This is a genomic window from Limnospira sp. (assembly GCF_051859755.1).
Classification (GTDB): Bacteria; Cyanobacteriota; Cyanobacteriia; order Cyanobacteriales; family Microcoleaceae; genus Limnospira; species Limnospira fusiformis.
On record NZ_JBIMLI010000010.1, the window covers coordinates 43,281 to 63,701 of the forward strand.

The following is a 20,421-nucleotide window of genomic DNA, read 5'->3' on the forward strand; positions in this document are numbered from 1 at the left end:
CCTACCCTGGAATGCGTGCTAGTTCCAGGCACTAGAACCAAATCGTTAAACAGTCCTAAGGGGTTAAGACAGTGCGATTTGGAAAGTACCGACTCTGAACATTAGCGAAGCAAACATTACCCCGCAAGGGAGTCGGAGCCAACCATAGCTCCATGGAGGGGCAACCATACCCCTCCACCCCGCAAGGGGGTGCTGGCGGCGGTCAGCCGCTTGAGTCGGTTTTCCTCTCCGCGATCAATCACGGAGCTTCCAACCCTCCCAGGAGTTTTACGTGAACTAAGCAAAATATAGCCCCAAAAGACGATTATATGGTGAGCTTTAGACGATCGCAGTAGGAATTTCAAGTTTAGCGATGCACGAGTTTTGGGGAAATTCGGAGCGATCGAAAATCGGCGACTTGACAAAAACAGTGATTTATGGTATGTGCTGTCAAACTGAGTAAAATCAAGATGGTGGAATTTCCAAAGCGATCGCGCCTAATAAGCCCTTGCGAAAATCATTAAGTAGTTGTCGTGCGGTGCGTTCCAAATCTCCTTGAAAGCGTTGATCAGCCAAGGCTTGTAGATAAGACTCTCCATTTTCCGAAGCGATCGCCAGAGAATAGCGATCGGTCAGTTTATGGTGAATTTGGAGATCTTGAAACAAATCGACCATACCCGCGGCCACCCGTTGGTTATCATAACCCGCCTCACCAATATCCTCACAAATCGCCAACTTGAGAGCATCCTGTTGATTTTCAATACGGCTAGGAATGACCCCTGGCGCATCCAACAATTCAATTTGCTTAGAAATCCTGACCCACTGTAACTTTCGAGTCACCCCAGCCCGTCGAGCGCTTTCTACCACTCGCCGCCCCAAAAGTCGATTAATCAAAGCCGACTTACCGACATTGGGAAATCCAATCACCACAGCCCGGACAGGTCGGGGCAACATTCCCCGTTGCTGACGTTTTTGATTCAACTGTTCCCCAGCCTGTTTAGTAGCGCGTACTACTGCATCGACCCCATCTCCCTGTTGAGCATTGGTAAAATAGGGGATTTCCTGGTGTTCCTCAAACCACTGTTGCCATTGTTGTTGTATATGGGGAGGAATCATATCTTGGCGATTAATAATCAATAATCGTGGCTTTTGGGATACCCATTGAGATACTTTAGGATGGTGAGTAGCCAAGGGAATACGAGCATCGCGAACTTCCAGGACAACATCAACTCGTTTAAGTTGTTCTGTGAGGGTGCGTTCAGCTTTAGCAATATGACCGGGATACCATTGAATTGTCATAATCTGGGAAAATAGTTAATAGTGGATTAATAGTTAAGTGAAATGTTCAAGTTTGATTTTGTCCCTGATACATATATTGAGGTAATCGCATGGTGAAGGTTGACCCTTTGTTTAACTCACTTTCCACCCAGAGGTCACCACCCATCATCTGACATAATTTATGGGTGATAGAAAGTCCTAAACCAGTCCCCCCATATTTACGGGTTGTACTTTCATCAGCTTGGGTAAAGGGGCTAAAAACCGTGGCGATTTGTCGCTCATTCATACCAATTCCGTGATCCTGAACTTGAAAAAAGATAAAGGGAATTTCTGAGAGTTCTTCTTCGGGAGATTCTAGGGAGTGATAAACGGGTAAATCCGGTAAATCTGTGGCGGGAATTAACTGTTTCCATACTCGTAAAGTCACCTGTCCTTGTTCGGTAAATTTACAGGCATTACTTAACAGATTAAGCAGTGACTGTCTCACCTTGGTTAAATCAGTATACATCAAGTCAAGACCGGGCGCAACCTCTAGGGTAAATTGATTATGATTTTTGTCTGCCAAGGGTGCTATAGTAGTTTCCACTTCCCAAAGCAAGGTATTAATTTGACATTTTTCCAAGTGAAAATTCATGCGGCCAGCTTCAATCTTAGAAAAATCGAGAATATCACTAATTAAGGTGAGGAGATGTTGACCAGCCACGTGGATATTTTTCAAGTCTGCCACCCAATCATCCTGTCCGAGGTCTTCAGCGTCTTCTTGTAGTAATTCACTGTAGCCAAGAATAGCATTTAAGGGAGTGCGAAGTTCATGACTCATGTTAGCTAAAAATAGGCTTTTAGCTTGGTTAGCCTGTTCAGCAGCTTCTTTAGCTCTACGGAGTTCCTCAGCCTGCTTATGTTCAGTGATATCACTAGCCAGAATAAGCAAACAGGGAGTATTTTCTAATTGGATAGGTTCAATGGCGATTAACCAATCTCGAATTGCTCCTGATTTATGGCGAACTTGAACGGTTAAATTACTGAGGCGATCGCCATTAGTAATCCTTTGTAAAATGGGGTTAATCTGTTCAGCATCCCACATTTCCAAATCCTCAAAAGTGCGGTCAATGACCTGTTCTCGACTCCACCCCAATTGCTGAAGAAAACTATCATTGACATCCACAAATCGGCCTTCTTCAACAGTAGTAATACTAATACCAATGGGACTAGCCTTAAACACCCGCGAAAACCTTTCCTCACTAGCTCTTAAAGCAATTTCGGCTCGTTTGCGTTCCGTGATATCCTGAACAGTGCTAGTAATATGGGTAGGAGTAACGATCGCCTGTTCAACCACAAATCGTTCTTGACCGTCAGGGCGTGCAATCCGATAATCTATAGAATAGGGAATTTGCTCTGAGATAGCTTGAGAAATAGCATTTTCCACCCGTGGGCGATCCTGATGATGGATATATTGCATCAAGCTATCAATGCTGGGAGTCACTTGCTGAGGATTAACGCCAAAAATGCGGTACAACTGATCAGACCAAGTACAGGTTAGTTGTGGGATATCTAATTCCCAGTGTCCTAACTTAGCAATACGTTGAGCGGTAGCTAAACTAGCTTCCCCCGAACGTAGAGAGGCTTCTACAGTTTGTCGTTCTTCCACCGCACCCGCCAAAAATAAACCGGTGACAGTCATCACCAAAATAAAGGCTTGTAGAGAAAAGACTTGGGGATTTTCGTTAAGGTTGTTCATAAAAGGACCACTACCCCGTAGGACACCCCAGACGGCAAATGTTGCCGTTAATAAGTGAGCGATCGCAGTTCCTCGCTGACCAAAACGCAGGGAAGCCCAGACTAATAGTGGAAATGGCAGGTACTCTAGGGGGTAGTGAATAGTGAGAACCCGGGTTCTGGAACAGAATACAAACCAATTCAAAGCCGAAAATAGTAGGAACCAGATGGTTATTTCCAGATAGCTGAATAATTTAGGCAGCCATAGCTGTTGCTTGGGGTTTTTGAGAATTTCCCAGCTTTCTGGTAATAGCCAACTCCAATAATTGCCAGTTGACTCCTGCAAGTCTCTGGTCTGTTGATATTTAATCCGAAATCGATGAGCCCAAGTCAGAAGTACCGGGGCTAATAGCAGAACGCCAATGGTATCTCCCAGCCACCATGTTACCCAAATATCGATTAATGTATCGGGTTTAATTTCTCCAGCGATTAATAATGCGATCGGAGTAATAGTAGAATTAATCAGACTCGAGAGGGCTCCAGCTAGAATAGCTAGTCCCAGTACATCCTTGAGGCGGGCTAAAGCCGGAGAGAAACCGATCCTTTTTAACATCCACCAACCCGCGCCAGCTTCTAGGAGGGTTCCCAGAGTCCTAATGAATCCCAGATAACCGTAGTGACCCGTCAGCCAATAGTTAGAAAACAAAGCACCGAGAACAATTCCCGGCCAACATTTACCCCCCCACCAGATTAAAACCACTAAAGACCATCCCGCCGCTGGCCATAATATGGCTTCCATGGCATTGAGCATTAAAGTCTCAATGGTGATCCAGATTAGCCCCAGATAGACCAGAAGCGCAACCATATTGATAGTTAGGTAGCGTCCCAGTTTAGATCTGAGGATGTTATGGAACTGAAGCATTTTGCTGCCCTCCGTTGCTTCTCCCCCACACTCAAAGAAATTATCCTCAGTATTAAGCTACCCGGCGCTAAGTCTTGCGACTTCCTTGGGGTACTTCCTCAAACTTCCTAGAATCTGAAGACAAGTTGCACAAACTCACCACCGCTGTCTCTGGCTTCCTACTTTTGAGTTCATCCACCGAGTAAGCGAACCAAGCTAGACCATTAGACACCCACTTCCCACCTCGTCGAAGTAATGGGATATTTTATAGTTTGATACTTCCGCCGTTAATTGCTAGAGCCATCTAACGGGGGATTCTTGCTTATTTCAACTTTACTATAGCACTCAATTACTGATTCATTTAAGCTGAACATTCCCGAACATTGATTGACCATGATCGGACTCTTGAAACTCCCGCGACTACCGACTCCACAAGCATTTTCAACGCGGTGGGTCAGTTCTAAATAGGTGTGTTGGGGTAAGCGATCGCACTTACAGACTTACCCCAAAATCCTTTTACCAACGGCAATTAGGCATCATCTAAAGCCACAATACCGGGAAGTTGCTTCCCTTCGAGGAGTTCCAGACTAGCCCCACCACCTGTAGAAATGTGGCTCATCTTTTCACCCAAATTCAATTGTTCCACAGCCGCCACCGAGTCGCCGCCACCGATAATTGTAGTAGTACCGGTGCTGGTTAGTTCTGCCAAAGTTTGAGCGATCGCCCGAGTACCCGCCGCAAACTTCTCAAACTCAAACACTCCCATAGGACCATTCCAGAGGACAGTTTTGCAGTCTCCCAAGGCTTCTTGGAAAACCTTAACCGAATCAGGGCCAATATCCAATCCCATCCAACCATCAGGAATTGCTTCAACGCTAACAGTTTGAGAATCAGCATCAGCCGCAAACTTATCAGCCAAAACCACATCTGTAGGTAACAACATAGTTACCCCTTTTTCTTTCGCCTTCGCTTCCAGGGACTTAGCCAACTCCAGCTTATCTTCTTCCACCAGGGAATTACCCACACTCAGCCCCCTGGCTTTGTAGAATGTGAAAATCATGCCGCCACCCAGCAACAACTTGTCGCATTTGTCAAGTAACGCTTCAATGACACCAATTTTGCTAGATACCTTAGAACCACCAATAATCGCTGCTAGGGGACGTTGAGGGCTTTCAATCGCCCCTTGGAGGAACTGCAATTCCTTCTCAATCAAATAACCCGCCACACAGGGACTCAGATATTTAGTCACCCCTTCAGTGGAAGCATGGGCGCGGTGTGCAGTACCAAAAGCATCATTTACATACAGATCCGCTACCGAAGCCAACTGCTTGGCAAATTCCGGATCATTTTTCTCTTCGGCTGCATGGAAGCGAACATTTTCCAGTAACAGCACATCGCCATCACTCATGGCCCCCACTGCTACGGCGACTTCCTCTCCAATGCAATCGTCACATTTCTTAACGGTTTTGCCCAAAAGTTCCGACAAACGCGCCGCCACAGGAGTTAAGCGCATTGATTCAACTACTTGACCTTGGGGACGGCCAAAGTGGCTGCTCAGAATCACTTTAGCCCCTTTAGAGGTCAGATCTTGAATGGTAGGCAGAGCCGCCCGAATCCTGGTATCATCACTAATAGAGCCATTATCAAGGGGTACGTTAAAGTCAGCACGCACCAGCACTTTCTTACCGGATAGTTCTGATGCTGACAGATTTGCTACAGTTTTTTTAGCCACAGGATTAACCTCGTTGATCGTTTATTCTGGTTTAATCGAAATTAAATGGGAACGGTGAGGGTTATTGGTTAAATGGCCCCTAGGTTGTTACCAACCCGCTGGCCTACCAGCCATCAAATCGTTCACTGTAAACATTCTACCTAAGTCCGCGTCTTGGAGATGCGAGATATGTTTAAGACCGTTTTATTTGCTATAGATCAAAGTCGGGAAGCCCGCGAGGCGGCTGAAAGGGTCATTAATATTGTCCAAACCTATCAGTCTAACCTCTATCTTCTCGCTGTTGTTGAACCAAAAGAACCAGACGGGGAACCTCCCCATTCTGAACCGATGACTTCCCCTGATACGGTGAGCCAACTTTTACAGGAGGCTCATGGTATCTTCTCTAAGCTAGGGATTGATGCCAAACTCATTGAACGTGAAGGTAAACCTGCTTTTACTATCTGTGATGTGGCTGATGAGATTGATGCTGATCTGATTGTGATGGGTAGTCGCGGCACTGGACTTACAGAAGAAGGTGTTGCTGACAGTATCACTAACCGTGTGATTAATCTCTCTCCCTGTCCTGTCTTAGTTGTTCCTTAACTGATTCCCCCCCGTTGACCTATAACCTATAACCTACCTTTGACGGGGGGTTCTCCATTTCTACTAAGTTGATTTTTTAGTCAATTTTTAAAAAATGTCCCCCCAGAACAACCGAGGGGGTTGACAAGTTCCGGGAATTGATGGTATTATATTGACATATTGCTAAATAATGGAAATATATCCACAAATTTCAAAAATGCGTATATTCCCATTATTTAAAATAATATCATGAGCCGGGCAAAAAAGCTACACCCTCACCAATGAGGTCGATTTTTGTAACAATTCTTAACTGTTCGTTACAAAAGTTAACATAAGGGAGTTTGATGGTGGATTATTGATTGTCGGTGATTCTTTCCAATTCTTGAATATAGAAATCACCAATATCTAAACCGGGGAGTCCTTCGACAGTAATTTGTTCATAATTAACCTGACCCCGGATTAACATTTGTTCACCGACAGAAGGTAGAGGTTGGGTAGTAAAAACCCAGATAGTGGCGGTGGAGTCTTGAAGCTGATACGCACCAGCGCCGACAAAGGGAGCCAGGTTAGCGACAGTCCCCTCTATGTAGATTTTAGACCCAACTTTGCGCTGTTGTGCGATCGCCTCAATTTTAGTAGTTTGGCGAGTAAATTGAGTGGTAGACTCAATAATTTGGCGACAGCCAATCATCCCTGGTGTTAGGGATAGTAGAATCAAGAGAATATGGAAGCGGTTAGCAAAGCGTGGGGGTAGGACAATGGCGAATGTAGTCATTTTGTATAAAAAGGGGACAAATTTCTGGGAAGATATACTGGCTTGGAATTGTTGGATATATTGTGATGGCTAATTTATTAGACGGTAAGACAACAGCCCAAAAAATTCAATCGCAATTGAGGGAAAAAATTAAAACCCTAGAACCGCAAAGGGGACGACCTCCAGGTTTAGCAGTGTTAATGGTAGGAGATAACCCCGCCAGCGCCGTTTATGTCCGCAACAAAGAGAAATCCTGTGAACGGGTAGGAATAGCATCGTTTGGTCAACATTTCCCGGCTGATACAAGCCAGGAAGAACTTAAAGAGGCGATCGCCAATTTAAACGAAGATGATCGGGTTGATGGTATTCTAGTACAACTGCCGTTACCAGAACACCTAGACGCTGTGAGTTTGCTGTATGAGATAGCGCCGCACAAAGACGCAGACGGGTTGCACCCCATGAACTTAGGGGGATTAGTAAGAGGGGAAAAGGGGTTACGCAGTTGTACTCCAGCGGGGGTAATGCGTCTATTAGAAGAATATCAAATCCCATTAGCGGGAAAACGAGCGGTAGTGCTAGGACGGAGTATCTTAGTGGGGAAACCCATGGCTTTGATGTTACTAGAGGCTAATTGTACAGTAACTGTAGCCCACTCTCGGACGGAAAACCTAGAAGCGATCGCATCGGAAGCTGATATTCTGATCGCGGCGGTAGGTCGTCCCGAGATGGTGGGAGCGAATTGTATCAAACCGGGGGCGGTAGTGATTGATGTGGGAATTAACCGCTTAGAAGATGCTAACGGAAAATCGCGGTTAGTAGGAGATGTAGACTTCCAGGCGGCTGAACCCATAGCAGGATATATTACCCCTGTACCGGGTGGTATCGGTCCGATGACTGTGGCTATGCTGTTACAGAATACGGTGGAAAGTTATCAAAAACGCATCTGATCGACTCGATGATGTGATTAACGGGATTCGCGATCGCGCATGGTGTCAAAAGACCCGTACAATAAAAACTGATGTTCACCGATTACTGCCCTACTTGTCCCTATAAACCGCTATCAGACTTTGGCTGGTTGGGCTGTGGGGTTTGCCCCTAATTATGACAGATATCAACACCGACGGTATGGTAGTCACAGAAAACATGGATTTATCCGGGTCAGACAGACCATTTGACCTATCGACTTATCTTAGCCAAAAAAAGGAATTAGTGGAAGCGGCGCTAGATGCTGCTATTGCTGTCACCTACCCCGAAAAAATTTATGAGTCGATGCGCTATTCCCTCATGGCTGGGGGAAAACGGCTGCGACCTATTTTATGTTTAGCTACCTGTGAACTGCTTGGGGGTACAGTGGAAATGGCAATGCCGACAGCCTGCGCCCTAGAGATGATTCATACGATGTCTTTAATTCACGATGATCTACCAGCAATGGATAATGATGATTATCGGCGTGGGAAATTGACTAACCACAAGGTCTATGGCGAGGATATTGCTATTTTAGCGGGAGATGGATTGCTAAGTTATGCTTTTGAGTTCGTGGCTACCCAAACTCAAGGTGTACCCCCGGAAAGAGTCCTACAGGTAATCGGTCGCCTGGGTCGTGCGGTGGGGGCGACTGGATTGGTGGGCGGTCAGGTGGTAGATTTAGCATCGGAGGGTTTATCAGATATATCTGAGGAAACTCTAACTTTTATCCATACCCACAAAACTGGGGCTTTATTAGAAGCCTGTGTGGTCTGTGGTGCGATTTTGGCGGGTGCTAATGAAACTGACCTGGAGAGACTCTCTCGCTATGCTAAAAATATTGGCTTGGCGTTTCAAATTGTCGATGATATTCTCGATATTACCGTACCCTCGTCGGAGTTGGGTAAAACCGCAGGCAAGGATCTGGAAGCTCAAAAGGCTACCTATCCTAGTTTATGGGGCTTGGAAAAGTCACGGGCGAAAGCTCAACAACTGGTGGAGGAGGCTAAGGCTGAATTACAGGCTTTTGGAAACGGTGGTTGCGCTCTGGCGGCGATCGCTGATTTTATTACCTATCGCAGTCACTAACTTTTAAAGCGAGGTGTTCAACCCCATGCAAGAATTTGGTCACATATTGGACAACCGGGTGCTGTTAGTGGCACTGTTTGCTTGTCTGTTCGCCCAAGCGTCTAAACTGGCGATCGAATTGATACAGCATGGAAAAATTAATCTGCGGGTTCTGGTGACTACTGGGGGAATGCCTAGTTCTCACTCAGCCTTTGTGGGTGCTTTAGCCGCCAGTGTTGGTCAGGTGATCGGGTGGGGTAGCCCGGAGTTTGCGATCGCTGTGGTATTTGCTATTATTGTTATGTATGATGCGGCGGGTGTCCGACAAGCAGCAGGGAAACAGGCTCGCATTCTTAATCAGATTATGGACGAGTTATTCCAAGAGCATCCCCAATTTAATGAGGACCGCCTCAAGGAATTACTCGGACATACCCCCTTTCAGGTGATTGTGGGCTTGAGTTTGGGAATAGCGATCGCAGCTTTAGCAGAACTTACCTATTAGCTACGATATTGGGAATTTAATCGCCAGTAGCTAGGTTAGGTCGCTCAATTTTCACCCGACTGCTATCAACCATGAGCGACCAAAATCCCTGATCATTGAGACGGCGGAAAACTTCCATGGCACTATTCGGCTCGGCGGTATGTTCTACCAGTAAATAGAAGCGCCGATTATAGGAAACTATGGGAATTCTTCTCCCCATAGTTGCCTCAAGTCTAGCCGCAATTTCTGGCTGGTTGAAATAGTCTACCATGATCGCATAACCCATGCCTAGGGGTTGGCTACCCAAATCACTGCTAGGACCAGAAGGACCGACAGGGGGACGTGGTTCGGGTCTAGGAGTTACTGCTGCATCAGATTTAACCACATGGGTGGATAAACCGGCTGTTTCCTTGAAATAAGCCGCCCAGTCTTCGGCAATTAGGACGTCATCAAAACCGCCAACTCTGGTGACAATATCATTGAGATAGCGACACACCTGGCTTTCTATGTTGCTAGGTAGGACTTGACGCGCTAGTGCTTGTGTCTCGGGGGTGTTGCTGGTGATTAACAGCAAATACTCACCGGGTCGAGGGGGAACACAGGAGGCTTGACCAAAGCTGGGTTTAGCACTGAAACCTATGGTAAGCAGAACCACCCCTACAGAACTAATCCTAGTTAACCATCGCCTCAACCTAAGTTTAACCATAGCTATAACAACTTTTGCGATCGATTTTGCAGCTATTGTACCCGAATTGAGATTTTCTGAGCGTAGGGGCGGTTTCTTTAGACAATCCTGATTTCAACCACATGATCTGAGAACCCGCCCCTATAGCCTGAAATAGTAGTATATTGAGCGACCACAGGTAATCAGGATTTTTAGCCAGCAGTAGCCAGAGACGCGATCGCATCAGGGATAGTAGCTGAAGGCGCTTCAAATTGTCCGGTAATCACGTGCTCAAGTCGCAATTTCAGCCAAGTAATAAACTGAGGGTTAGTAGAAACCAACGCCGCCGCTGGTTTAGGACATTTAGCTTTCACTTCGGCCATTTCGGGCGCTTCCAAAAATCCTGGCTCAATTACTAACCAAAAATCGATCTCTTTCTCCTGTTCTTGATAATTGCGCCGACGTTCCTTGAGCACTTCCTCAATAGGTTCCTCGATCACAAAGTCTTTACTAGCTAGGAGATAATAATAAGTTGCCATTTGTTTGTCACCTACAATTAACTAAAGAACAACTGGGCTGACTGTAACTTTCCCGTTAACCCAGGATAGCCTGTTTCATTTCCCGCACGGCTTTATCTAAACCGACAAGAACTGCCCGACTTATTATTGTATGACCAATGTTGAGTTCTTCCATACCTTCTAAGCGGGCTACAGGTTGCACATTCCAATAAGTCAAGCCGTGACCCGCATTAACTCGCAGTCCGGCTTCTAGGGCTAATTTACATCCTTGGGCTAAAATCTCGAGTTCCTTTTGCTGTTGGACTCCCTTGGCTTCGCAGTAACAACCTGTATGTAGTTCGATGAATTGGGCTTTAACTGTGGCTGAGGCTTCGATTTGGGCGGGGTTAGGATCGATAAATAAACTTACGGGGATTCCTGCATTTTGCAGGGTGCTGACTACTTCTGACATCCGCTGTAGTTGACCCAGGATATCTAATCCTCCTTCGGTGGTGACTTCTTCCCGGCGTTCGGGTACTAAGGTTATGTAGTCGGGTTTAATATCTAGGGCGATCGCTACCATTTCATCTGTGGCGGCCATTTCCAGGTTTAGGTGAGTTCTCACGGTTTCCCGTAACAGTCGCACATCTCTATCTTGGATATGACGGCGATCTTCGCGCAAATGTACTGTAATCCCGTCTGCTCCCGCTAGTTCTGCGATCGCCGCCGCTGCTACTGGATCCGGTTCCACTGTCCGCCGGGCTTGTCTAATTGTGGCAATGTGGTCAATATTTACACCGAGAGTGGGCATAGTTCTTTTGATCAAATCTTAGACCACAACAGTTTGACATATTCATGGGAACTCTGAAAAGTTAATTATTACAGGCCTTTCAAGAAAGGACCAACAGGGTATTGACAAAATCGATATTATATGTATATGAGTGTGATATAGAAATATTGTGGTAACATTACAGCTTGTTCACCAGTCGCTTAATACATTGCCCTCACCCTAAATCTGGATCCCAGAGAGGGAGAGGGACTTTGAAAGGTGATCAGATGATTTCTGAACAGGCTGTAAGGTGCGTATCTGTGGGTAAATAATGCCGAATGGGGCTTAGTATAGATTATTAATAGGGAGTGGGTCATCAATATTGTGAATCTGGGGAACTTTAGGAAACTGCATAGCACGATGGCTCCGATTGTGATGCTACCACTATTTGTGACGGTATTTACGGGGGTAGCTTACCGATTGGGGAAAAGTTGGTTTGGTTTATCAAGAGACCAGGTACATTTTTTAATGGTGATTCATGAAGGGGAATATTTAGGGCAAACCTTAGAACCTGTGTATGTGCTATTAAATGGCTTAGGTTTACTGTGGATGCTGATCACGGGGTTAACAATGGTGTTTCAAAATATGAAGCGATCGCGATGGTTTAGGAATCTGCAAGCCAAAAAACAGGCTTCATCCCAATCGCCAGAATAAATGGGTTATTTCCGTTTGGGGACTAAAAAACCTTCAACTTTCCTCAATATCTGTTAGGCGATCGCATGAGCTAGAATAATTTAAGCCGGAAATGGCGATCGCCCATTTCCAGGGGACAACCTTCTAGGGGGGGTAAACCTTGACCATGACACCAAGTGAGTTGAACCACTGTTATAGGGTCCTTGAATTGCAACCCGGTGCATCCCTGGAGGTTGTAGATAGGGCTTATAAAGATTTAGCATTTATCTGGCATCCCGATCGCATTCCAGAAGATAACCAACGGCTGCGACAGTTAGCAGAAGATAAACTCAAGGAAATTAACCAGGCGCGCGATAAGTTGCGATCGCTGTTGAGGTCTAATAAAACGAAACCATCGAAACCGACCCCCAGACCTGAGTATGCTGGGGCTAAACGTCAGACCCAGACCAGCCACAACACCAACTCATATTATACTTACCGCGCGGCCACTCCACCCCACCGTCCCCCCAAACAGGAGTATCAGTCACCACCAGCTTATCAGCGTCCATCCTATTCTGATTTGACTAACGCTGATTTTCGGGGGGCGAACCTGAAGGAAAGAGATTTGTCGGGACGGAATTTGAGTGGGGCAGATCTGAGTTATGCTGATATGACGGATTGTTTTTTACATAGAGTTAACTTGAGTGGGGCTTGTTTACATCGGGCTAATTTATTCCGGGCTAATTTTTTGCAGGCCAATCTGAGTTACGCTAATCTTCAGGAGGCTAACCTAATTGGTGCGGATTTAAGTGGTGCAGATTTGCGGGGGGCTAATTTAATCGGGGCGAAAGTGGGATATAGCGATCGCTTAATGGTGAAACTAACCGGGGCTAATTTGGCTGGGGCAATTTTACCAGATGGCACTATTCACCCGGGTTAAAACTGATAGCTGCGATCGCTTACCCACAAACGTAGTGGAATTGCATTCCCCTGGGAGTCCACTTTGACTTCAACCACAAAAGACTCAGGATCGCGACTTTGAGCGCGGCTAATGTTCTCGTTAACCTCTAAGCGCTTATTTTCCGGCATATAGTAGGTTTCCAGACCGTATTTTAGACCCCAGCCATCACCTGTACCTCGAATGGCGATCTGATTTTCTGGTAAATTATCAGGACGCTGGTTGCTAACTGCTACGGGTTGCCAAGGAAGGGGGCGATCGCCTTCTGGTTGTTCTTGGGGTTTTTCTAGGATCACATAAACTGTATCACCATCTCGGATAGAATTTCTGTGTGACATGGTACCGGAACCGGGAAGATTTCTGAGGGTACTAGGTTGAGAAATTTCATAACTGAGAATTTGATAATAACCCCGCAAGAAATCATAGGGGTCAACGGGGGCTGTTTGTAATACAACAGTTGTTCCAGTAATATATGTGTAAAAAGCCTGAGCCGGAATTGATATTACCAATGCTACCTGACACAATAGGGGAGCCAGAAGTCGCCAATTGGGTAAGCGACGTTGACGGCTATTTACTGAACCCGGAAGGATAACTGAGGGTTTTGCGGATGGGATTTTGTTAGTGTTAACCATACTGTTACCTCACCATGAAAGATGAAATTATGAATTAGGACTTGGAATTAGGGAGAGTCGGACGAGACAAGTTTTTTTCAAACCATAAACCGGCGATAATTACAGCAATTCCACACAGGACTAAAACTAAGGCTTTCAGGAGTAGTTCGGTTTCGTATTCAAACATTCGGCTGATAATTTGGAGGACTAATAGCACCATACCGTACCAAAAAGCACTCCGATTGCCTTTTAAGAGTCCTAAGCGAACGGTGAATGCGCCCAACAGAAACATTTGCACATTGAAAATTAAAGTGGCGGTGGTGGGAATTTCCGCTATTGAGATATGCCAAAAAGTGACTATACCAGTGATGATAATCAAGGCACTAATAGCGGTGGTATAGGCATCTACACCCCAATATCTTTGGCTACCATGAGGCTTAATTATCTGGAACCATTGCCAGAGGGATATGACCACAAAAGCCAGGATATTAATTAGCATTACATTGGGATTTTCTGGGTTAGAGCGATAAGTCCAGAAGTCCAAGTTTTTCCAAACCTGAAAAAATGAAAAGAGGAAGCATAAAAATCCTAAGTACAAAATGGCTAAACGGTGAGCGATCGCTTGAAAAGGCTGACCATGGACATAGGGCCATTGACTATCTCGATAGGACCATAACCAAGTGGGGATTAAAATTAAGCTGATCACAACCTCAATTCCGCTTATGGGCTGGAAGGAAATCAATCTTCCCATAATGACTAATAATGGGATAGCGATCGCCAACAGCGCCATGATAAAAACCACACGGGATTGACACCAATAGGCTAGGGGTATAAATAAAATAGCAGATGCGATCGGCATATATTGGAGCAAAATATCAATAGCAGATAAATCCCTGGCTGATAGGGCTATATTGATGCCCTGAAAGTATCCTAAGCCCAACAGAATTATGGCTAAAACCGATAGAGAGCGCAATTTTAAGCTATAAGCCATAATCAGGACACCTAGCCCCCAAACGACATATAATCCGTATGGGGAACCGCCTATATGAAACATCTGGGCCAGCAGTGCTATATTTGCTCCCAAAGACAATGCGCCAGCCATTAGCAGTCCCTGTCCGAGGCGTTGTTTAGATTCTGATGTAGGATGTTGCCACAGGTAAAACCCACCTGTATTAAATCCAATGAGGACGGATAGGAGTAGCAAAACCCGCATATATCGGGGCCATTGTTGCCAGTTAGCTGCCACAAAGGTAATCACACCCAATCCCAAGAGGATGCCACCACCTACCATGAGAATCATGACAAAGCGATTGCTGGCGGCGGTTTCGAGGCTATTAAACTGATAGCGATCGGCTAATTGTTGATAAAGTTCATCATTAACCAAGCCTTCTGCTTTCCATAGTCGAGCTTCCTGTCGCAATTGGCGACGAAACTTTTCTGAAATCATCGATTGAAAGCCTATGTCAGATAGGTTCAGTTTGTCTTGATGTTCAGATTTTGGTAGAATAGTTTATGCCACATTCTCAACTGTCTCTGTTTCAAAAAAGCAGCAAATGAGGGGAGGAGTAGGGAAGCGGAAAAAAGAGTGTAGAGACAAGTGGGGCCTTATCCAAGGTATAACTTGTCTCTAGGGTCAGGGGCTATTTTCGTGTGATTTGTTGCCTGATACATTTACGCGACATTTTTCCGGCTCCGGATAATGCAACGATAGCACCATTACCTATTAAGGTAATGGAGGCGGTATCCCGCAAAGCTTTTAGAAAGATGATCCCAAAGCACTGTTTAGCTTGGTAGTCTTAGACCTGATTTTTCCCTTCACCTAGCTAGCCATGTTGGAAGTCTCGAAGATGAGCCCAAAAATTAGGCTGTGTTATGGGATGGTCAGGGATGCGACCCAATCAACCAATGGGCTGGAGTCCCCACCAGGGGGTTATTTCGGGCATTGCAGCCTTATTTCGTGCCTGAACGTCTCGCACTGACAGGATCATTGTAGCACATGGGTGCGGACTATGGCAGAAAAAGATTGGCCAGTGAGACTTTTGCCTACAGAAATTAGACAGATGTGATTGTACCGGTGAGAGGGGAAGAAGCGATCGCATAATCCTTAACCGGAATACGTCCCGCCAAATAAGCCATACGTCCGGCTTTCGCCGCCATTCCCATAGCATCCGCCATCATAGATGGTTTACTCGCCAAAGCGATCGCCGAATTAATCAGCAAAGCATCAGCCCCCATTTCCATAGCCATAGCCGCCTCACTGGGAGTACCAATTCCGGCATCTACCACCACCGGAACCTTAGCATTATCAATAATAATCTGAATATTGGCTGCATTTCTAATCCCTTGACCAGACCCGATAGGAGATCCCAAAGGCATGACCGTCGCACAACCCGCCTCTTCCAAATGTTTGGCTAACAGAGGATCAGCATTAATATAAGGCAAAACCGCAAACCCTTCTTTTACCAATTGTTCCGCCGCCTTCAGAGTTCCTATGGGGTCAGGTAGTAAATATTTAGAATCAGGAATCACCTCTAACTTGACAAAATTATTGTCTTCCTGACCCAATAACTTAGCCATTTCCCGACCCAGACGCGCCACCCGCACAGCATCTTCCGCCGTTTGACAGCCAGCAGTATTAGGTAACATCCAAATTTTTGACCAGTCGATCGCCTCCGCCAGCCCCTCATGTCCAGGAGCCTGAGTTTGCACCCGTCTAACCGCGACGGTCACTATTTCACAGCCACTAGAAACAATACTTTCCTGCATTTGTTCTAAACTGCGATATTTACCAGTTCCGGTCATCAAACGCGATGTAAATGACCTACCAGCGATCGTTAGCGGAGAATCAACAGGTTGTGATACTGGTTTTTCAACAGTTTGCATAGCATCATCCTTGAACTTGACACAAAGGGGATAGTACAGACAAGACAGATCTTATCCCTACCCTGGCGGGACATCAAATACCTGGGCCATCATTATCCGGCTTCCCGCCGCACCGATAATCACTACAGGCGGGAAGTGCTAGTTACAGAAGGCTATCAAAACCCAGGTATCAGACCGTTGCCGTTTGCAGTAATTCCCGCTTGAGTAATTCTACTTTATCAGTTTTTTCCCAAGGTAGATCGAGATCCGTGCGTCCCATGTGACCATAGGCTGCCACATCTTGGAAGAAACGGCCTCCCCGTAGGGCTGGTAAATCCCGCAGGTTAAACTCTTGAATCATACCCGCCGGACGCAACTCAAAGTTTTCTTGCACCACTTTCAGCAGTTGTTGCTCATCTACCTTACCGGTGCCAAAAGTCTCAATAAATAGACTAACAGGACGAGCTACCCCGATCGCATAACTTACTTGAACTTCGCACTTATCGGCTAAACCAGCAGCCACAATATTTTTAGCAATATAGCGGCAAGCATAAGCAGCACTGCGGTCTACTTTGGTGGGGTCTTTCCCAGAAAAAGCGCCGCCGCCATGTCTGGAATAACCGCCATAGGTATCAATAATAATCTTACGACCGGTTAAACCCGAATCCCCTTGAGGTCCACCGACGACGAATTTACCAGTAGGGTTAACTAAAAAGCGAGTATTTTCGTCAGGTTTAATATCAATGCCTTCCAAAGCTGGAGTGATCACCTTAGCCAACAAATCTTCTTTGATGCGATCTTGGACGGCTTGGGGGTCAGTAATATCGCCAATAGTTGCTGTATGTTGGGTTGAGATCAAAATGGTGTCTATTCTGACCGGGCGATCGTTTTCGTAAGCAATAGTAACTTGAGTTTTGCCATCAGGTCGCAAGTAAGGCAAAGTCCCATCTTTGCGAACAGCGGTCAACTGCCTAGACATCCGGTGAGCTAAACTGATGGGCATAGGCATCAGTTCCGGGGTTTCATTGCAAGCAAAACCGAACATCAATCCCTGATCACCAGCACCGATAGAGTCTAGGGCAGCTTCACTCAGTTTTTCCCGATTTTCCTGGGCTTGGTCAACACCTTGGGCAATATCTGGGGACTGTTCATCAAGGGCAACTAATACTGAACAGCTATCTGCTGAAAAGCCATTTTCGGCGTGTATATAGCCAATTTCGGCAATTTTTTTACGGGCTAGTTCGATATAATTAACTTGGGCTTTAGTGGTAATCTCCCCGGTAATTAGAACTAAGCCTGTGTTGACAACTACTTCGGCAGCGACCCGACTTTTAGGATCTTGAGCCAAGAGAGCATCTAAAATGGCATCAGAAATTTGGTCGCAGATTTTATCAGGATGACCCTCTGTGACTGATTCAGAGGTAAACAGATATTGACGATTAGACAAGGCTTTTCTCCTGTTGGATGATTGATTTGTTCCCAGTACGCACTATCCCGTCCAATATACCAAACTGCTGCTCCCTACAACGGATCATGAAAGTTTGAGGACTCAATGGGGTTCTAATGGGTTGGTTATCACGAATTTGATGGAGATAGAGGCTGATTGGAGGCTCCCCCGGTAATAATTGCGATCGCATCAAGTGCCGAGATTACCACATCAGCCATTTGTAAATCATGGCTTGATGGTTGCCAGCAAATACCGATCGCCCCAGCCGCTCCGGCTTGTTTCGCCATTTGCATATCCCCAGCAGAGTCTCCCACCATTAAGGTTTTCCCTGGTTCTACCCCTAGTTCCTGGCAACTCTGAACAAATAGGGCTGGGTTAGGTTTCGCTAAATTTTCACTAGCCCCCTTCTGTAGTTGTATATATGGATCTAACTTATGGCGGGTGACAAATGCTTGCACCTGTTCCGTCGTAGCTGCCGACAAAATCCCTAGTTTAATACCCCCGTCATATAGCGATTTCAGCACATCTAAGCCGCCTACGAATAGGGGTGATGGCGGATGGTTTTTAAAGCTGTTGTCGGCTTCTATAAAGGCTTTCTGAGCAATGTTTTTCGACTCTATCCATCCCCGTCCGGTTTCCGCGATATAGGCGGCGGTGGCAATTTCATTTTCTTGGCGTGTTCCTGTTGCCATTAAACCTGTAGGGTCTAGGGTATCGTTTTCTATACCAAAAGCCATCAGTAGGGGTTCGCCAATGCCGGGAATTTGGGCATCAACTAAACGCGATCGCACCTGTCCCAATTTTCGCAAGAATTCCTGGGAGTCTTCGAGAGTGCCATCTTTATCGAAAATGATAGCTTCTATGCGATCGAATGTAATGTTATTAACTCGAATACTGGGCAAGGTTCAGACCTCATATTTTCTAGCACCTTCCGTTTTAAATCTATACCCTACCAAATCAGAAAAAAAAAGAGGGTTATCCCTCTTTTTTCCCGGCTCATTCAGCAATTAGGATTCCGTTGCTATGGGAATCTCTTCTTCTGAATCTTCTACAGCCTCTGTTTCGGCTACCGGTTCTGCGATCGCCTCTGATTCTGAAATCGGTTGCTCCTCAGTCTGATCAGCCAATTGCGCTTCCGTTTCCACATCAGTAGCCGGTGGGATATCAGCCGTAGATTCTGCTACCTCCGCTGTCTCTGCTGTCTCTGCTGCCGTTTCAACTACCGGGATACCTTGCTGTTCAGCCTGCATTTTTTCCCGGAACTTAGCAGCCATTTCCTCAGCTTTCTCATAAACCATCTCAGGATTTTTCACCATCGCCCCCGGTTCCGGTTCTAACTGCTTAGTAGACAGTGAAATCCGACCCCGATCAGCATCAAGATCAATAATCATGACTTTCACTTCATCATTAACATTGAAGACGCTGTGGGGGGTATCAATATGATCATGAGATATTTCTGAGATGTGCAGCAAACCGCTGACACCACCGATATCAATGAATGCACCGTAAGGTTTAATTCCTCGCACCGTACCGATGACCACTTCACCTACTTCTAGGCGGTTCATCTTACGCTCAACTAAGGCGCGACGGTGGCTGAGAACCAAACGGTTGCGGTCTTCATCAACTTCTAAAAATTTCAGTGGTAGTTCTTCCGCTACCAATTCTTCTTTAGGTTTCCGGGTGCTGATATGGGAACCAGGAATAAAACCACGCAATCCCTCAATGCGGACTAAAGCCCCACCTCGGTTAGTGGCAAAAACCTGAGAACGAACTGTAGCATCTTCTGCTTGCAGTTGGCGAACCCGCTCCCAAGCCCTCATGTATTCTATGCGACGGATTGACAATGTAAGTTGTCCATCCTCGTTTTCATCCGTGAGAATAAAAAATTCCCTGGTTTCATTGGACTGCAATACTTCTTCCGGGCTCTCCACCCGGTTGATCGACATTTCCTGTAGCGGAATGTATGCTGCTGTCTTAGCACCAATATCAATCAGAGCGCCCCGGGGTTCTAAACTGAAAACTGTGCCCGGCACCACATCTCCGGGGCTGAAGTGATAATCATACTTATCCAACAGGGCGGCAAAATCTTCGTGGGTAAAGCCCACATCTCTACTTGTTAGTGTCTGATTGATCATGCGAGTCGTTTCCTAGAATTTCTCCCCTTAATTGTGTTTACATTGGACAGAGGGCAGCGGTTTTGGGTTTCCGGGGGGGGTGGATCTGCTCTATTCTAGTGACCCAAATTTGTTAATTTGGACCCCAGTTAGGTGCATTTTACCTCAATCGGTGGCCTCTGGTTATAACCTGGTTGACTACTCACCCGAATTTAATTACGGGCAATTTTCAGCAGTTGTCACACAATGGTATCAATACCCTTGGCTCCATGCCTAGTAGCTGATACATTTACGCGACATTTTTCCGGTTGTTCCCGGACAATGCGACGATAGCACTATTACCCGTTAAGGTAACAGAGGCGGTATCCCGCAAAGCTTTTAGAAAGATTCCAAA

At 46.0% G+C, this 20,421-nt stretch carries 21 protein-coding genes; 7 read left to right on the forward strand and 14 right to left on the reverse strand.

Annotated features, from left to right (window positions below; translation table 11 throughout):
- Positions 1-116 precede the first annotated feature (116 nt).
- The 3 genes from ACTIE0_RS03330 to ACTIE0_RS03340 form a co-directional block, all read right to left on the reverse strand.
- Entirely contained in the window at positions 117-305 is a 189-nt protein-coding gene (locus tag ACTIE0_RS03330) for a hypothetical protein (protein WP_071776849.1), read from the reverse strand.
- Between the two features lie 139 nt (positions 306-444).
- On the reverse strand, positions 445-1,278 hold the full coding sequence (ylqF, locus tag ACTIE0_RS03335) for a ribosome biogenesis GTPase YlqF (protein ID WP_006626242.1): 834 nt from the start codon (positions 1,276-1,278) through the stop codon (positions 445-447).
- Between the two features lie 46 nt (positions 1,279-1,324).
- A complete protein-coding gene (locus ACTIE0_RS03340; protein ID WP_231296400.1) occupies positions 1,325-3,838 on the reverse strand; it encodes an MASE1 domain-containing protein in 2,514 nt (837 codons plus the stop codon).
- 42 nt (positions 3,839-3,880) lie between these two features.
- On the opposite strand from ACTIE0_RS03340, the gene ACTIE0_RS03345 reads away from it, so the two are divergent.
- Positions 3,881-4,006, forward strand: a complete 126-nt coding sequence (locus ACTIE0_RS03345; RefSeq protein ID WP_281061072.1) for a hypothetical protein — start codon at positions 3,881-3,883, stop codon at positions 4,004-4,006.
- A 397-nt stretch (positions 4,007-4,403) separates the two neighbouring features.
- On the opposite strand, the gene ACTIE0_RS03350 is transcribed toward ACTIE0_RS03345, so the two are convergent.
- Positions 4,404-5,606, reverse strand: coding sequence for a phosphoglycerate kinase (locus ACTIE0_RS03350; protein WP_006626244.1), 1,203 nt, complete (start codon positions 5,604-5,606; stop codon positions 4,404-4,406).
- Positions 5,607-5,774: 168 nt separating this feature from the next.
- Between ACTIE0_RS03350 and ACTIE0_RS03355 the strand changes: the two genes are divergently transcribed.
- The gene (locus tag ACTIE0_RS03355; protein WP_006626245.1) at positions 5,775-6,188 is read left to right on the forward strand and encodes a universal stress protein; all 414 of its coding nucleotides are present in this window, start codon (positions 5,775-5,777) and stop codon (positions 6,186-6,188) included.
- 331 nt (positions 6,189-6,519) lie between these two features.
- Here ACTIE0_RS03355 and ACTIE0_RS03360 read toward each other — a convergent pair whose 3' ends face one another.
- Entirely contained in the window at positions 6,520-6,942 is a 423-nt protein-coding gene (locus ACTIE0_RS03360; protein WP_006626246.1) for a hypothetical protein, read from the reverse strand.
- Between the two features lie 65 nt (positions 6,943-7,007).
- Between ACTIE0_RS03360 and folD the strand changes: the two genes are divergently transcribed.
- The 3 genes from folD (at position 7,008) to ACTIE0_RS03375 (ending at position 9,454) form a co-directional block, all read left to right on the forward strand.
- Complete coding sequence (gene folD / locus ACTIE0_RS03365) at positions 7,008-7,868, forward strand: bifunctional methylenetetrahydrofolate dehydrogenase/methenyltetrahydrofolate cyclohydrolase FolD (protein WP_006626247.1); 861 nt, start codon at positions 7,008-7,010, stop codon at positions 7,866-7,868.
- 154 nt (positions 7,869-8,022) lie between these two features.
- Positions 8,023-8,973 carry a geranylgeranyl diphosphate synthase CrtE gene (crtE, locus tag ACTIE0_RS03370; RefSeq protein ID WP_006626248.1) on the forward strand — a complete coding sequence of 317 codons (951 nt, stop codon included), beginning with the start codon at positions 8,023-8,025 and terminating at the stop codon, positions 8,971-8,973.
- Positions 8,974-8,998: 25 nt separating this feature from the next.
- Positions 8,999-9,454 (forward strand): divergent PAP2 family protein, encoded by a 456-nt coding sequence (locus ACTIE0_RS03375; RefSeq protein WP_006619999.1) that lies wholly within the window; start codon positions 8,999-9,001, stop codon positions 9,452-9,454.
- Between the two features lie 16 nt (positions 9,455-9,470).
- On the opposite strand, the gene ACTIE0_RS03380 is transcribed toward ACTIE0_RS03375, so the two are convergent.
- The 3 genes from ACTIE0_RS03380 to ACTIE0_RS03390 form a co-directional block, all read right to left on the reverse strand.
- Positions 9,471-10,139: a hypothetical protein gene (locus tag ACTIE0_RS03380; RefSeq protein ID WP_006626249.1), complete on the reverse strand. Its 669-nt coding sequence runs from the start codon at positions 10,137-10,139 to the stop codon at positions 9,471-9,473.
- A 170-nt stretch (positions 10,140-10,309) separates the two neighbouring features.
- Complete coding sequence (locus ACTIE0_RS03385; RefSeq protein ID WP_006626250.1) at positions 10,310-10,636, reverse strand: MgPME-cyclase complex family protein; 327 nt, start codon at positions 10,634-10,636, stop codon at positions 10,310-10,312.
- Between the two features lie 55 nt (positions 10,637-10,691).
- The gene (locus ACTIE0_RS03390) at positions 10,692-11,405 is read right to left on the reverse strand and encodes a pyridoxine 5'-phosphate synthase (RefSeq protein WP_006626251.1); all 714 of its coding nucleotides are present in this window, start codon (positions 11,403-11,405) and stop codon (positions 10,692-10,694) included.
- Between the two features lie 378 nt (positions 11,406-11,783).
- On the opposite strand from ACTIE0_RS03390, the gene ACTIE0_RS03395 reads away from it, so the two are divergent.
- Both ACTIE0_RS03395 and ACTIE0_RS03400 read left to right on the forward strand, forming a co-directional pair.
- Positions 11,784-12,077, forward strand: a complete 294-nt coding sequence (locus ACTIE0_RS03395; protein WP_006626252.1) for a hypothetical protein — start codon at positions 11,784-11,786, stop codon at positions 12,075-12,077.
- Between the two features lie 145 nt (positions 12,078-12,222).
- Complete coding sequence (locus tag ACTIE0_RS03400; protein WP_006670071.1) at positions 12,223-12,975, forward strand: pentapeptide repeat-containing protein; 753 nt, start codon at positions 12,223-12,225, stop codon at positions 12,973-12,975.
- Here the strand turns inward: ACTIE0_RS03400 and ACTIE0_RS03405 are convergent.
- From ACTIE0_RS03405 to ACTIE0_RS03430, 6 genes are all read right to left on the reverse strand, one after another.
- Positions 12,972-13,625, reverse strand: a complete 654-nt coding sequence (locus ACTIE0_RS03405; protein ID WP_006626255.1) for a GDYXXLXY domain-containing protein — start codon at positions 13,623-13,625, stop codon at positions 12,972-12,974. The two genes, ACTIE0_RS03400 and ACTIE0_RS03405, sit on opposite strands and share 4 nt — an antisense overlap.
- A gap of 34 nt (positions 13,626-13,659) precedes the next feature.
- Positions 13,660-15,051 (reverse strand): DUF2157 domain-containing protein, encoded by a 1,392-nt coding sequence (locus ACTIE0_RS03410; protein WP_006626256.1) that lies wholly within the window; start codon positions 15,049-15,051, stop codon positions 13,660-13,662.
- 605 nt (positions 15,052-15,656) lie between these two features.
- The gene (locus ACTIE0_RS03415; protein ID WP_006622151.1) at positions 15,657-16,487 is read right to left on the reverse strand and encodes a thiazole synthase; all 831 of its coding nucleotides are present in this window, start codon (positions 16,485-16,487) and stop codon (positions 15,657-15,659) included.
- A 169-nt stretch (positions 16,488-16,656) separates the two neighbouring features.
- Entirely contained in the window at positions 16,657-17,913 is a 1,257-nt protein-coding gene (metK, locus tag ACTIE0_RS03420; protein ID WP_006668625.1) for a methionine adenosyltransferase, read from the reverse strand.
- 128 nt (positions 17,914-18,041) lie between these two features.
- Positions 18,042-18,815, reverse strand: a complete 774-nt coding sequence (locus ACTIE0_RS03425) for an HAD family hydrolase (protein ID WP_006622149.1) — start codon at positions 18,813-18,815, stop codon at positions 18,042-18,044.
- Positions 18,816-18,920: 105 nt separating this feature from the next.
- Complete coding sequence (locus ACTIE0_RS03430; protein WP_006668626.1) at positions 18,921-20,048, reverse strand: 30S ribosomal protein S1; 1,128 nt, start codon at positions 20,046-20,048, stop codon at positions 18,921-18,923.
- Positions 20,049-20,421: the final 373 nt, after the last annotated feature.